The sequence below is a fragment of the Saprospiraceae bacterium genome, from assembly GCA_016712145.1.
GTDB lineage: Bacteria > Bacteroidota > Bacteroidia > Chitinophagales > Saprospiraceae > Vicinibacter.
In genome coordinates, this window is the sequence record JADJRO010000001.1 from 483676 (window position 1) to 499334 (window position 15659).

12 protein-coding genes and 1 pseudogene are annotated in these 15659 nt (G+C 33.6%); 8 read left to right on the forward strand and 5 right to left on the reverse strand.

All coding sequences use genetic code 11. From position 1 onward, the window contains the following. The first annotated feature begins 5 nt into the window (after window positions 1-5). Both IPK91_02070 and IPK91_02075 read left to right on the forward strand, forming a co-directional pair. Window positions 6-2528 carry a M4 family metallopeptidase gene (locus IPK91_02070; protein ID MBK8296078.1) on the forward strand — a complete coding sequence of 841 codons (2523 nt, stop codon included), beginning with the start codon at window positions 6-8 and terminating at the stop codon, window positions 2526-2528. Continuing rightward, window positions 2504-3118, forward strand: a complete 615-nt coding sequence (locus IPK91_02075; GenBank protein MBK8296079.1) for a T9SS type A sorting domain-containing protein — start codon at window positions 2504-2506, stop codon at window positions 3116-3118. The genes IPK91_02070 and IPK91_02075 overlap by 25 nt, the downstream gene beginning before the upstream one ends. On the opposite strand, the gene IPK91_02080 is transcribed toward IPK91_02075, so the two are convergent. Continuing rightward, window positions 3108-3881 carry an MOSC N-terminal beta barrel domain-containing protein gene (locus tag IPK91_02080; protein ID MBK8296080.1) on the reverse strand — a complete coding sequence of 258 codons (774 nt, stop codon included), beginning with the start codon at window positions 3879-3881 and terminating at the stop codon, window positions 3108-3110. The genes IPK91_02075 and IPK91_02080 overlap by 11 nt on opposite strands. Window positions 3882-3939: 58 nt before the next feature. On the opposite strand from IPK91_02080, the pseudogene IPK91_02085 reads away from it, so the two are divergent. Together IPK91_02085 and IPK91_02090 are read left to right on the forward strand one after the other, a co-directional pair. Further along, window positions 3940-5550: pseudogene (locus IPK91_02085) on the forward strand (CTP synthase). A 4-nt stretch (window positions 5551-5554) separates the two neighbouring features. After that, on the forward strand, window positions 5555-6079 hold the full coding sequence (locus IPK91_02090) for a TrmH family RNA methyltransferase (GenBank protein MBK8296081.1): 525 nt from the start codon (window positions 5555-5557) through the stop codon (window positions 6077-6079). Window positions 6080-6097: 18 nt separating this feature from the next. Here the strand turns inward: IPK91_02090 and IPK91_02095 are convergent, their stop codons facing one another. From IPK91_02095 to surE, 4 genes are read right to left on the reverse strand one after another with little or no spacing between them, the layout of a single operon-like run. Next, window positions 6098-6739, reverse strand: coding sequence for a hypothetical protein (locus IPK91_02095; protein ID MBK8296082.1), 642 nt, complete (start codon window positions 6737-6739; stop codon window positions 6098-6100). After that, entirely contained in the window at window positions 6723-7865 is a 1143-nt protein-coding gene (gene lpxB / locus IPK91_02100; GenBank protein ID MBK8296083.1) for a lipid-A-disaccharide synthase, read from the reverse strand. Before lpxB ends, IPK91_02095 begins: the two co-directional genes overlap by 17 nt. After that, entirely contained in the window at window positions 7862-8173 is a 312-nt protein-coding gene (locus tag IPK91_02105; GenBank protein ID MBK8296084.1) for a hypothetical protein, read from the reverse strand. The genes lpxB and IPK91_02105 overlap by 4 nt, the downstream gene beginning before the upstream one ends. A 43-nt stretch (window positions 8174-8216) precedes the next feature. Next, complete coding sequence (gene surE / locus IPK91_02110) at window positions 8217-8990, reverse strand: 5'/3'-nucleotidase SurE (protein ID MBK8296085.1); 774 nt, start codon at window positions 8988-8990, stop codon at window positions 8217-8219. Between the two features lie 122 nt (window positions 8991-9112). Here surE and holA point away from each other — a divergent pair, with 122 nt between their 5' ends. The 4 genes from holA to IPK91_02130 all read left to right on the forward strand — a co-directional run bounded on the left by holA (window position 9113) and on the right by IPK91_02130 (window position 15653). After that, on the forward strand, window positions 9113-10117 hold the full coding sequence (gene holA / locus IPK91_02115) for a DNA polymerase III subunit delta (protein MBK8296086.1): 1005 nt from the start codon (window positions 9113-9115) through the stop codon (window positions 10115-10117). Window positions 10118-10120: 3 nt separating this feature from the next. Continuing rightward, a complete protein-coding gene (locus IPK91_02120; GenBank protein ID MBK8296087.1) occupies window positions 10121-11101 on the forward strand; it encodes a hypothetical protein in 981 nt (326 codons plus the stop codon). A 123-nt stretch (window positions 11102-11224) separates the two neighbouring features. Next, window positions 11225-12265 (forward strand): hypothetical protein, encoded by a 1041-nt coding sequence (locus tag IPK91_02125; protein MBK8296088.1) that lies wholly within the window; start codon window positions 11225-11227, stop codon window positions 12263-12265. Window positions 12266-12434: 169 nt separating this feature from the next. Continuing rightward, entirely contained in the window at window positions 12435-15653 is a 3219-nt protein-coding gene (locus tag IPK91_02130) for a hypothetical protein (protein MBK8296089.1), read from the forward strand. Window positions 15654-15659: the final 6 nt, after the last annotated feature.

The window sequence follows — 15659 nt, forward strand, 5'->3', positions numbered from 1 at the left end:
ACTCTATGTATAAAGTAATTGCAGCGTGTGTTGCTTTCTTGTTTTGTGTAAATATATATTCTCAAATAAAATCGGTTGTTGCAATTGAATTGCCAAGGCCTGATGCAAATCAAAATTGGTATGTTCCTGCAATTTCTGAAAGCAAGTTAAGTATAGATCAACTTATAAGTAATTTCAATAGTTATTTAAATTTATCAGAAAGCAATTCATTTCAAGTGTTGTCAAGTAAAATTGCAAAAGATCAATGGATTCATTTTAAGTTTCAGCAATATTATAATGGTGTAAAAGTACTTGGAGCAACTTTTTTAGTACATGAATTTGAAGGTCAAGTTAAGAGTTTAAATGGTCGCAGAGAAGACATAAGAGATTTAAATACAATTCCAACTATAGAAATTTCAGAATTGTCCTTGATTTGTTTGCAAAAATTTCCACAATATTTTGTTCAGGATCCAGAACCTAAGCACCATTTCACAAATGCAGAATTAATTATTATGGATACACAGTATCCAAATAGATCCGGTGAATTTAAATTAGCATTTAAATTAGATTATGATAACCATGATTTATTTGTGAATAGAAGATTTTATATTGACGCTATTTCCGGTGAAATGATATTAAGCTATGATTTAATCCAAAGTTGTGTTGGTGGAAAGGGAATCGCCCAAACATTGTATCATGGAGATCAGGAAATGGAATTGGAATTAATTGATTCTGTGTATCAACTTACAGACAATTCACGAGGGAATGGGATTCAAACTATTTCAGAATCTGGCAGAACATATAAAGACCAGGATAATTATTGGGAAAAAGGATCTTTTGCACAACGAAAAGGCGCCTTGGACATTCAATTCGGATCCCAAAAGACCATTGACTTTTACAAAAAGTATTTTGATAGGGATGGAGTGGATGGTAAAAATCTTAAATTAGTAAACAAGCTTCGGGATAGTGTCTATTTAGTGAATGCATATTGGAATAGTACCGGTACTTTGTTTGGAATCGGTGATTCCATAAACACAGGGCCAATAACCTCAATTGATATAGTTGGACATGAATTAACACATGGTGTAACTCAATTTACATGCGGATTGGAATACTTATACGAATCCGGTGCACTTAATGAAGGATTAAGCGATATTTTTGGAAAGGCTATTGAGCAAGAATACGATCCAGCCGGATTTAATTGGTTATTAGGAGGCAGACCGTTTGTAAAAAAAGATACTGCTTTTAGAAACATGGCAAATCCAAATCATTATCGAAATCCAAAATTATATAAGGGTAAATTCTGGATCAGTAATTCTTCAGATAATGGAGGGGTTCATACAAACAGCGGTGTAATTAATTATTGGTTTTATATTTTATCTGTAGGAGAAACAGGCACTAATGAAGCAGGTCAAACCTATGTTGTAGAAAAGCTAGGAATGATTCCAACCCTTAAAATCTTGTATGATGCGATGGATAACTACCTTACATCTACAAGTTATTATTTTGATGTTCGTGAAGCAACACTTTTAATAGCAGAAAAGAATTATGGTAAATGCTCCAAAGAATACCTAAACATCACTGAAGCCTGGAAGGCTGTTGGAGTAGGAAAAGGTCTCATTGAAAACGACCTACAACTTGTTAATAATAAGATACCTCAAATTGCTTGCAAGGAAGGACTGTTTCCAGTTGAAATCAGAATAGTAAATTTAAGTTGTAATAGTAGTATTCCTAAGGGTACAGATATGGTGTTTACAATCAGCGTACCTCAAAAAAATAAGATTATTGAAAATTATACTACAACCGAAGATATTTTACCTGGCGGCTCATTTGTATATGCATTTATCAATCCTGCTAGAATTGACAGAAACGTAAGCATCACAGTGGAAGCATCCGTTGCAAATGATGCAGATACTTCAAATAATCGAATCACTATGGCTATCACAAAAAATGCAAATAGTGATCATGATTTTAGATCCGTACAAATCCAAATAAATGGATCTTCATGTGAGAATGGGTTCTTAAGGGCACGGGTTACCTCAAATTACACCGGTTGTTCGCCAGTTCCCAAAGGGACAGAATTGCAGTTAAATTTAAAGTATGACAATCAAGTAATAACCAAAACATTTAATACAGCAACCACTATTTTCCCCGGAAATCAATATCAATCTCCGTTTTTTAATTTGGATCGTGTATTTAGCGGATATAAGAGAATATTGGGTGAATTGGATTATGCAAAAGATACTGTTGATACCAATAATGCGGCTTATTTCAGTGCAGTTTACATTAATAATGTTGGTTTTGGTTATTTAGAATCGTTTTCCGGTAATCAATTTGATTCTACTTTATTGGGATTGAAAATTGATTCATTTCAAAATGTTAAAATTCAATCCGATTTTATTAATTCAGAATCAATCGTTTTTACTGGGGGCAATATCTTTAATGCAAATAAATTTATTCCAACAAATGGTGCGAATTTAGCAGATTTTATTACGAGTATCCAAAATTTACAAGTACGCTTTATTTGTGTGTTGATACGAAAGATTTAAGCAAAGCAAAATTATCATTTGATTATATTCAAAAACTGGGATCTTTTCCGTATGATTCTATGTTAAACAGCCAAAGTTTTGCGGCAGGTACCAGAGTTCAATTCAGAAACGAAACTGGTGGATTGATTGGAATGCCAAATTATATTCAAACAGCTTCTCGTGAAGCTTTAAATCACTATTATGAGCAAGATATTCCAATAAATGGAGGAGCGATTTCTATTGAAGTAACAAGCATTGCATTAAATGGTGTTATTGATAGTTTAAACTCACAAATTGATACGAGTTCTGATTTGGTTATTCTCGATAACATAAAAATTTTCAAAGAAACTGTAAAGACGAAAGAGGAGCAAAACACAACATTGTTTGTTGAACCGAATCCATTTCACGAGTCATTTAAAGTTTATGTTGACCCAACTTATGGAGCATTACATTATTTGCTTGTAAATTCTGTGGGCAAAGTGGTAGCTATGGGCAATCTGAATTCTGGATGGAATGAGTTGTTGGGTAAAGATTTAAGTTCGGGTAGTTATATATTAAAATGTATAAATTCTAAAGGAAGATTGTTTTATTCGAAACTCATTAAAAATTGAGCATTTGGATTGGTTTAATATAACTTCCAAATTGAATTTTATTTGAATGCTTGCGATATGTTGAAAGGGTTTTTAATGGTTCTTTCGTAAAAAAAGAACTCCTTGACTTTAAATTGATCATAATGCACCTTTCGCAAGGTTTTAAAAACTCAAATTCAATGCCATTAATTCGGATGTATTTCATTTGGTCTTCAACGTAAGGCTCAGGTAAGTCTATATAAATATTAGCACGGAAACGTTCAGGTTCAATATTTAAATTACACATTTTGCTTAAATCTGTAACAGATTTTAAATTGACTAAATGTATCGGATAACCATCTTGAAAATTCAATTGAAGCTCGTAATTTTTGTCATTTATTCGTTTGGTTTTTAACCTAAGGGCATTTGCTAAGAGCAACACTTTCGCATTTAAAAACTCTGAGAACCAGTCAGATACTTTAAAATCTACCAGAGTTGCCTGTACGCGTTGATCCCAAATAGAAGCCTCAACATTTCTGATTGTATTTATATTTTTTGATATTTCAATGTAATTATCAGGCTTTGAAGGGTTCTGGATTTTAAAGGAATTTTCATCTTCAAATATCTTTAACAAATTGAGTTTTGGAAAATCTCTCTGGCTTAACATTTGATAGTTTTCATTTACCAACATCCAAAATCTATCAAATTCAAGACCTTGATCGGTTATATTTAAAGCCCTGACTGGTATTCCTGCAATGGATTTGATCGGGTAGATGTATAATTGATTAGAGAAGTATTCTACCATAAATTGAAAAAATAGCCTAATTTTACGACCCGTAACAAAGTAAACTAAATACAATCTTATGGCAAAATACATTTTTGTTACGGGAGGTGTAACATCATCCTTAGGGAAGGGAATTATTTCTGCTTCATTGGCTAAATTGCTTCAAGCACGTGGATTTAATGCTACCATCCAAAAATTTGACCCTTACATCAATGTGGATCCCGGAACTTTGAATCCTTATGAACACGGGGAGTGCTATGTAACAGATGATGGCGCAGAAACGGATTTAGACCTTGGACATTATGAGCGTTTTTGAATAAACCCACCTCCCAGGCTAATAACATTACTACTGGAAAAATATACCAAACCGTTATTAATAAAGAACGTGCCGGTGATTACTTAGGTAAAACAGTCCAGGTCATCCCACACATTACTGATGAAATCAAGCGACGCATTTCATTGTTAGGGGACTTGGGTTTTGATATGATAATCACTGAATTAGGCGGTACAGTTGGAGATATCGAGTCTTTGCCTTATTTGGAAGCTTTACGTCAATTTAGGATGGATATTGGGCCAGAAAATGTCGTAACCATTCACTTGACGCTATTGCCTTATTTGTCTGCAGCAAAGGAGCTCAAAACCAAGCCTACACAGCATTCGGTAAAAGAATTGCTAGAAGCCGGGATTCAACCGGACATTCTTGTTTGCCGCACAGAAAGGCCTGTAACAGATGAAATTAAAGCTAAATTGGCCTTGTTTTGTAACTTAAAAGCAGAAAATGTTATTGAAGCATTGGATGCAGATACAATTTACGATGTACCTCTATTAATGCTTAAAGAGCGATTAGACATTCGGGTGCTTGAAAAATTGGGGATTCATACTAAAATGGAACCTGATTTAAAAACTGGAAGAAGTTTTAGGACACCTTAAAAATCCAAGTGAATCTGTTCGAATTGGCTTAATCGGTAAATACAACGAATTACCAGATGCTTATAAATCAATACATGAAGCATTTGTTCATGGGGGTGCAGCAAATGAATGCGATGTAGAAGTTGTTCCAATACATGCTGAAGATATTGAAGAAGAAACGGATGTCCGCAAATTATTAAAAGATCTGGACGGAATTTTGGTCGCTCCAGGCTTTGGAGAACGTGGAATAAATGGAAAAATTCGCGCAATTGAATTTGCTCGAACTAAAAATTTACCCTTTTTTGGAATCTGCCTTGGTATGCAGTGTGCTGTAGTAGAGTTTTGTAGAAATGTATTAAAATTAAAAGATGCTTCATCCACAGAAGTAAACCCCAATACAAAAAATCCAGTAATTGATCTGATGGAAGATCAGCGAAAAATTAAAACCAAAGGCGGAACTATGCGATTGGGAGCATATCCTTGTATGTTAAAAGAGAAATCATTAGCCCGAAAGTGCTATAAAACAGAATTTATTTCAGAGCGCCACAGGCATCGTTATGAATTTAATAATAAATACCTTGATGTGCTGCAAAAAAATGGCATGATCGCAACAGGAATTAATCCAGACAATCAGTTGACTGAAATAATTGAACTGAAAGAACATCCTTGGTTTGTAGGTGTTCAATTTCATCCAGAATTAAAAAGCAGAGTAGAGCTTCCACACCCATTATTTGTTGGATTTATTAAAGCGTGCATCCAATATAAAACAGGCCGTAATTAATGTTTTGAAGAAAAAATCACTGCTCGACCTAAACAGATTGGAGTTACAGGATTTTCGTGCAATTCCTAAACGCCCGATCATTCTCTTTGCGGATCAAATACGATCGGGTCATAACATCGGTTCACTATTCCGAATTGCAGATTCCTTTTTATTGGAATCCATTTATTTAAGTGAATATTGCGTCAAACCTCCGCACCCTGAAATTGAAAAGTCTGCTATAGGAAGCACAAATAGTGTAGCATGGGAAGCTGTTGCTGATTCTGTAAACTGTCTGAAAGATTTACAAAATAAAGGGTATCAAATAATTGGAATCGAACAAACGGATCAGAGCCAATCGCTTGAAAAATTTAAAGTTGATTTAAATGCTAAATATGTTTTGATATTTGGAAATGAAGTAAATGGAATAAGTCAACCTATTTTAAATACAGTAGATGCATGTATTGAAATTCCTCAATTTGGGACTAAACATAGCTTAAATGTAAGTGTAGCAGCTGGAATTGTAGTCTGGCACTTTTTAGGAATTCATTAAATCAAATGGATTCAAAGATTAGGGTAGAAGAAAATTATCACTTTTTTTACTTTGAATTAAAAATAAATTATACAGCATCATTCCTAAATTTCTAAAAGCTTTTAATTCAGATGTATGAATTAATTTGTTTTGATGGTATAATATAAAATAATAATTCATAGCCTCCATATTAAAAGATTTTTGATCTGAAAGCAGTTGTAATAATTCTTCAGAAAAGTAAAACCGAATAACTTCTTCGTATTCACCTTTTAAATGAAATTTATCAGAATATTCAGGGAATTTCACAAAATCAATATCATCAAAACCTAAATAAGCCATTAATTTCGTAAAGAATGTTTCAGGTTTCTGTACAAATTGGGGCAGGGACAGCTGCTTTGAATTTACAAAAAAAACAGTTTGTTCAAACCGTACCGCAGATTTTCCTGTTGATACGACATATTGATAATCAAATAAATAATTTTCAGAATCAAATGTCTTTTCAATAAGTACATTTGAAATTTTTTGCGAACTTCCAATTTTAAAGAGTCCAAAATCGCTTAATTGTTTGATTAATCCAAATTCATTTTGGGGTTCGTATTTTAAATTTAATTGATTTGCCAGCACTTGAAAAGAAGCACTTCGTTGTTTTTCATTGCCAAATAGCTTATTGAGGAGGCCCATATTTAAATTCTTCTAGGTCAGTTAAAATATGCTGAGCCACCTGGTTGTAACAATCTTTACCATCCAATAATCCAGCAAGTTGCTTTAAGTCTGCTTTCATTTCAAGCCTCACTTTGGGATCTTTCAAAAAATTGAGTTCTTTTCTAATACTTTGTGCGTTGCAATTTTGCTGAATCATTTCTGGGACTATCTTACGATTAACGATAAGGTTTGCCAAGCTGATATAATTCACTTTTATAAGTTTTTTAGCAAGGTAGTATGAAAATTGATTTCCCTTATAACAGACAATTTCAGGCACATTAAACAATGCAGTTTCCAGGGTAGCGGTACCTGATGTTACGAGTGCATGATGACTTTGGTGCAATAAATTGTATGCATCATCATAAACAACAGTGGCTTTAATCTTAGATTTTTCTAGATGGGATTCATACATTAATTTATGTTGTTTAAGACCCGCAATCACGATTTGAAAACTGGATTCATCTTTTAGCGATTCAAGAAATACTGGTAACATTGAATTAATTTCTTGTTTTCTGCTTCCGGGCAACAAAGCAACAATGGATTGATTGCTTAAATTGTTTTTAAGTCTGAAGTTAGGGTTGAATTTAAAGTTCTTGATTCTTTCAACTAAGGGATGTCCATAATAATGTACATTCATTCCATGTTTTTTAAAATATTCTTGTTCAAAAGGAAGAATTACATAAAGATTTCTCAAATTTCTTTTTAATTTCTTAACTCTGCTTTCTTTCCATGCCCATACTTGTGGGGCAATGTAATAATAGACTGGAATGTTATGATCAAAAGCCCATGAAGCCATTCTTAAATTAAAACCTGGATAATCTATTAAAAGCAGGCAATCAGGTTTCCAATCAAGTATAATTTTTTTAGTAGTCCTAAAAAACCCAAGTATTTTAACTATGTTTTTGAGTACTTCTGAAAATCCCATGAAGTTGGTTTTTTCATATCGTATATCAATGTGTGCACCCGCATCAACCAATCGATCTCCTCCCCAACCTCTAACTGAAATATCAGGATTTAATTCTTTAAATCTTTTGACCAATTCAGCTCCATGCAAATCACCGGATGCTTCGCCTGCTATAATATAAATTTTAAAATTTCGGATCATTGCAACAAATCAAAACCATAGAAGTACATCCATAATATTACATAAATGAGAGTGGGGAAGACAATGCCCCGCATGGCCTCAAGAAACAGGTTGCGATTAAATAGTTGAAGTGGAATCACATTGCAAATAATGGCGATCAATGCAATGGTACGTTCTCTAAAATTAGAACTCATTCCTAGAGGATTAAAAATTCCCCAATGATCCAATTGATCATAAATTACTAATAAAATTCCATAAGATGCAAAAGGAACACACAGTCCGATGATAATTCCAAAGATTACCTTATCGTATTTTCTATTAATTGTCATAGTTTTTAAATAATTCGATCTCAAATTTATTAATCTATGTTAATTAGATGTTCTCAAACGATTTATTAGCTTCAATTGCTTTATAAACAGTCAAATCATGTCCAGAAGGGACCATGCTTATGTACCCATTTTCAAGAGCCCAGATATCAGAATCTGTACCTAAATCCGAAGATACAAATTTACCAGTTAACCAATAATAGGGCTCGTTTCTTGGATCTTTTGCTTCTTTAAATTCTTCATCCCACCTGCCTTCTGCTTGTTTGCAAACTTTGATTCCTTTGATTTCTTCCTTTTTTAATTTGGGTATATTTATATTAAGCAAATTACAATTTTGAATTCCCTCCGATAATGCTCGTTCTATAATAGCACACACATATTCTGAAGAGGCTTCAAAATCAGCTTCAAATGAATAATCCAATAATGAAAAGCCAATTGAGGGAATATTTTCCAAAGATGCTTCCATAGCTGCGGACATAGTTCCAGAATAAATTATATTAATTGAAGCATTTGACCCATGATTTATTCCTGATAAACAAATAGCAATTGGTCTATCTTTTAGAATTACATTCTTAGCCAATTTAACACAATCCACCGGTGTACCTGAACACTCGTAAGCATCCATATCTTGAAATGTATGTATTTTATGCAATCGGATTGGTTGATTTATAGTAATTGCATGTCCCATGCCCGATTGAGGACTGTTGGGAGCTACAATGACCACTTCGCCAAATTTGGAAGCTGATTTGGCCAGTGAGACCAGGCCAGGTGCAAAAATACCATCATCATTGGTTACCAGGATCAATTTTTTAGTTTTCATAACGCGTGTATCAGGCTTAAAGATAAGAAGTGCTTTTAAAGCATTTCAGAATTTAGAAAATTACACCTTTTAAGGCCAATTTAATGCTACCGTCCATTAACTTTACAGATAGAATTATAGTAATGGAATTCAAAGAAGTATTAAAGGAATTAGCTGTAAATCAATTAAAACCTGTGTATTTGGTAAGTTCCGAAGAGCTATACTTTATGGACAAACTCATACATTGGGTCACAAATAATTTGTTGCCAAAGGAACAACAAGATTTTAACTTGGCTTCCTTATATGGCAAGGAAACGAATATTAAAAATATATTAGATCTTGCCCGGGAGTTTCCGTTTTTAGGTGAACGGAAAATCATTTTAGTAAGAGATGCTCAGGACATAAAGGATTGGGATTTATTAGCTGCCTATTTAAAGAATCCCAATCCATCAACAATTCTATTTGCATTATTTACTAAAAAACCTGATGGGAGAGCGTCTTGGGTAAAAACCGCAAAAGAAACAGGTTATTGGCATGAATGGAAATCTTTATCTGATTACCAACTGCCTTCATTTTTATTAGAATTGTCTAAAGACATGCAATTAAAATTCGAGGAGCAGGCATTGGCCCTTTTGCTGGAATATGTTGGAAATGATTTATCGACCTTGGCAAATGAATTGGAAAAACTAAAATTAAATGTTACAAAAGGTACAACAATTGGAAAATTAGAGATCGAAAAGTATATTGGTGTTAGTAAGGAATTTAATGTATTTGAATTACAGAAATCATTAAACGCAAAGGATCATACTAAAAGTTTTCGAATTTTTCATAACTTGGCTATCCATTCAAAGTCAAATCCAATTATTGCTACAATTGCTTCTCTATTTAATCATTTTAATCGAATTTGGCTTACTAAATTAAATTTTAATAAATCTGATGATGAATTAAGCAAATTGTTAAAACTTCCATTTAAGAATTTTGTAAAAGATTACAGAGAAGCAGCCTCAAAGTATTCGTTGGCTCAAATAGAGGAGGTTATCGATTTTTTAAATGAATATGACCTAAAATCTAAGGGATTATACAACCATTCTACAACTGAAAAAGATTTGTACATAGAAATTGCACTAAATTTTAACCAACTTAATTAATTTATGATGAGATTTAATATTAAATGGAGTCTTTTAATTTTAACATTTTTCTTGACTTCACAATGCGCAAAGAAATCATCTCTTTCAATACAGAATAATCCGGAGGCTTATAAAAATTACATTTTAGCATATTCATCAGGATTGTTAAAACGAAATGAACAGTTTAGAATTGAATTTACAAAACCTATTATTGCAATTGATAAAGTAAATCAAGCAGTCGATCCTTCATGGTTTAATATTACCCCGGCGTTAAAAGGAACTTGTAGTTGGACTTCCATAAATTCATTAGAGTTTTTTCCTGACAAATCAGAACTTAAATCCAATCAGGATTACGAGTTTAATCTGGATTTAAGTTATCTGTTTCCGGAGATTGACAAATCAATTAAAAATATATCAATTGAATTTAGCTATGTCCCCGTAAGTCTAAACTATTCCTGGTTATTTCCAAGGCCAGAACTCGTAGAAAATAATACGATGTATCTGTCTGGCACCATAGAAACCAATGACAATATTGATCCTTCAAAGCTTTTAGAAGCTGTCAAAGCTCATGTTGGACCGGATCATCTAGAATTAAAACCTGAAATTTCTATCAATCCATCCAATCCTTTAAAATACGACATTATAATTAGGCATATTCCTAGATCAAGCCGATCAACTGAATTGAATTTAGAGTGGGATGAATCATTTGTCCAGGGAAATTCATCCAATAAGAGCACTATAATGAGAATTCCAGGTATTGATGATTTTGAAGTTACAGGAGTTGACGAATCTTTAATTGATGACAATTTATTGACGATCTATTTTTCTAATATATTAAATGCAACTCAAGACGTTCGAGGTTTGGTGCGTTTTAAAGACGATTCTGTCAACCTAGAAATAAACAAAGAAAAGGATTTTATTCAAATTCGTTATCCAGATATTTGGCAAAAAACTGAAGGCGTTGTAGTAGTTAATCGGGTGGTTAAATCTGACAATAATAAATAATTAAAATCTGACTTTGAATATCATTTTCTGGTTAAACCAAATGCACCACAGGTCCGATTTGTTTCAAAGGGAACTATTTTACCCTACACAAAAAATATTATTTTGCCATTTGAAGCTATTAATTTGCACACAATTGAAGTTGAAGTATTTAAAACATTTACAAATAATGTATTATACAGTTTTCACCTTGGAATTGATAATGAGTATAGTTCGTATAACCTGGTAAGACTTGGCAAAGTAATTAAGCAAAAGGCGTTTAATCTTGCTAGCCTGGCGCCAGGGAGCAATGAAAAAGACTGGAAACGATATGGTTTGGATTTGAGTGAATTAATTGAAAGTGAACCCGGGGCCTATTATCAAGTTCGAATTACATTTAAGCCCTCTTATAGTAATTATACTTGTGAAAAAGAAAAGCCGGAAATTCCTGAGGATTTTTACCAAACCGAAACTGGAGATCCAAATATTAAATCCTTATGGCGAGACTATCCTTATTGGCACTACAGTGCTGATGAAGAAGAAAATGCCTATGATGTAAACAACCCATGCAATATTGAATATTATAGCAAAGAACACTTTGCAAACACTTCATTTTTTGCATCAAATATTGCGCTTTCAGTAAAGGCTGGAAATGACCCCGGGCAGACTTCAGCTTTCGTCTTTGATGTCATTGATGGGACTCCTGTTAAAGGTGCAGAAATTCAATATTTTGACGCCCAACTTCAAGAAATCAGTCATATGAATACTGATGGAAATGGTTTAGCAATCTCTACCATTAATAGTCTTCCATCTTTTGTAATGGCTAAATACAAAGACCACTATGCGTATTTAAAAATCAATGAAAGCAAATCGTTATCTCAAAGTGAATTTGATATAAGTGGCACCAGTGTTCAGGAAGGATTAAAAGCTTCCCTCTATACAGAAAGAGGAGTATGGCGACCTGGAGATACGGTGTATTTGAATGCAGTTCTTCATAATATCCAAATGGGATTACCAGAGCAATTTCCTATAGAGCTTACAATCAGAAATCCAAACGGACAAAAAGTATATACTGAGACAAAATCAAATCATTTAATGGGTCTTTATGCGTTTGTAATACCCATTCAATCCAATGCGATTACGGGCTTGTATGCTGCTACTATAAAGGCGGGTCCTTCAATTTTTTGAAAAAAATCTATTAATTGAAACGATTAAACCAAATCGATATAAAGTAGAATGGCCTGGGATCGAATCAAAAGGCCTGGAAAATTTATCTGATAAAACTACAATTCGGGCATCCTGGCTGCATGGGGCACCTGCAAACGGAGCTTTAGCTAATATTAAATGGAAGTATCAATTGATAGCTCCTGCCTTTTCAAAATATAAAGAATATGAATTTATTGATCCGGTATCTTCACGTATTTCAGGTGAATTGGAGCTTTTCAATTCAACCTTAAATGAGAGCGGTTTAGCTGAAATTAAAATACCGAATTGGAAATTTAGTAGCAATACTGGTAAGCTAAAAATTAACTTAATTTCTAAAATTAGTGATAACACTGGTGAAATCAGTACAGATTATTATGAGACCAATGTTTCTCCTTTCAAGGAATTGGTTGGAATTAAACTCCCTTCAGATGGACAGTTTAAACATTTGGAAATTGGTACGGAGCAAGAGGTTCGATTGGTTGCAGTTGATTCTGATGGAAAACCAATTGCCAATCGAAAGATTAATATTGAATTATTTAAGGTCGAGTATCAATGGTGGTATGAATTAAGAAATGGAAGTACCGGTGAATATCAAAATAGCAACTTCAAAGAACGTGTTTTACAATCTACATTGACAACCGATAATAACGGACTGGCTAGCTTGAAATTAAAATTGGATGATTATGATCGCTATTATATCCGTGCAAAAAACATGTCAAGCGGTTATTTAACCGGTGATTATTTTTATACAGGCTATGGGTATAATGCAGATCAGAAAGAATTTGTCAATATTCTTTCTTTTAAAACAGATAAGGAACAATATCAAACTGGGGAAAAAGTGAACCTGGATTTACCAGGTGCAAATCAAGGATATTATATTATTAGTTTATTAAGAGGCTCTAAAATCCTAAGCTGCAAATCGGTAAATGCTACAAAAGTTAAAACCAATTATAGCTTTGACATTACTAGTGAAATGGCCCCAAATGTTTATGTGGATATAAGTTATGTTCAAGGCAGAACCTCCAAAAAGAATGATTTACCATTAAGGATGTATGGCGTGATACCGGTAAAAATTGAAGATTCAGATAAAAAATTGAACCCGGTAATTAAAATGAATGAAACGCTTCGTACGGATGAACCGTTTACTATTGAAGTATCAGAGCAAAACAATAAAGATATGGCTTATCAATTGTTTATAGTTGATGAAGGCTTATTGAATCTGACTCGTTTTAAAACACCTAATCCATATAATGATATTATGTCAAAAGAAGCATTGTCTATTTTGACATGGGATAATTTTAATGAAGTCATTGGCGCAATGGACGGGGAATTGTTGAAAATATTTAGTGTTGGTGGGGATGAAGCATTGCAAAAAGTTCCTGAAGAAGATAAAAACAAACGATTTAAACCAATCATATTGCGGAGTGCTCCAAGTTATTTGGCAAAAGGGGGAAAGCAAAAACATACGTATACAATATCCAACTACTTTGGTGCTGTTCGGGTTATGGTGCTTTGTAATTCAAATACAGCTTTTGGTTCAACAGATAAATCTGTTCAGGTTAAGAATGAGTTAATGGTTCAATTAACAGCACCCAGAGTGTTTGCATTTAATGATGAACTTGAAATTCCAGTGACCGTTTTTGCTCGGGATGCAGCAATTAAAGATGTTAGTCTTAAATTTGAAATAAATGGCAAGGCTAGCTTGAAGTCACCTGCTATAAAATCAATGCAATTTAAATCTACGGGAGATCAAACAGTTTATTTTACAATTAAAGGAATTGGTGAAATTGGAAATGCCTCGATTGCTGTTACTGCAAGTTCAGGCAAATACATTTCTAAATCACAGGTTTCTTTATATGTTGACAATCCAAACCCTGTTAGCCATGAAGTAAAAGAATTCTGGGTTGAAGCGGGAAAAAGTATTCAGGAGCAAATTCCTCCATTTGGAATGAATGGCACGCGCGATGTTAAATTGGAAGTATCCGGAATTCCTGGATTGTCTATTAGAAATATGATTGATAAATTGTTAAACTATCCACATGGGTGCATTGAGCAAACCATTTCAGCTGCGTTTCCTCAAATTCTACTTAATAATTTATTTGATTTAAGTCCCAAGCAAAAAGAAGAAGCAAATTTCAATGTGCAAAAAGCGATTGAAAAATTGAGATTGTTTCAACTTGCAGATGGATCATTTAGCTATTGGCCAGGCTCACCAAGTTATTCGGATTGGGGTACTTCATATACGGGACATTTTATGTTGGAAGCTAAAAAAGCAGGATTCAGAGTGCCAGAAGATCTATTACAGAATTGGTATAAATTTCAAAAATCAAAATCAAATCAATCTTTAAAAATTCAAAAAAATACAGAGTATTGGTATCCTACGAATTTTGCGTATCGTTTGTATACAATGGCTTTAGTAGGTAAACCTGATTGGAGTGGCATGAATCAGTTATATACAGCAAAAACAGACAATTATTTTTCAAAAATATTACTTGCAGGTGCTTATGCCGTTTCGGGTAAAAGAGACATTGCAGAGACCTTATTGAACCAGGGTTCCTATGAGCTTAAAGCATATCGGGACGATTATTACAATTACGGTTCCGATATTCGGGATGAAGCGATGATTGCACAAGTTTTAGCTATTTTAGATAAAAATCAAGAAGCCTTAACGCTTTTAAATAAGTTAATTAAGCGTACAAAAAGTGATTATTACTCGACCCAGGAGCAATCCATGATGCTAATAGCAATTGCTGCATTAAGCGGTAAAAGCAAGTTGGGTAAAATGGATTTTGAATACAGTTGGAATGCTGCTAAAGCTCTGATTCAATCTGAAAAAGAGCTATATGATGTCAAATTTGAACCAGCAGCAAAGCAAGTATTTTCATTCAAAAACAATTCAACACGACCGGTGTCGGTTAAAATTATTCAGTATGGTAAAGATATTGAGGTAACTGATCAAAATAGCTCCAAAGGTATAAAAATGAATGTTGTATTACCTGCCAAAGGCAATGTTTTACAAATTGGTGACGAATTGGAATTGAGTGTGACCATAACGAACACCTCGCTTGTGGGCCGTATTTCAAATATTGCATTAACAACGGTGTTTCCTTCTGGCTTTGAAATTGAAAACAGAAGGGTTGCAGGATTGAATGACACGAAAAGCCAAGTGGAGTATCAGGATATCCGTGACGACAGGGTTTTGAGTTATTTTGATCTGAATTCTAATCAGAGCATTGAATTGCGTTTCCATTTAACGGCAGCCTATCCTGGAAAATACATTGCCCCATCTTTCTATTGCGAAGCCATGTATGATCCTTCAATTTATTCAAAATTCAGAGCAGGGAATTATACAATTGTTCCTCGAAAATAATTTGTA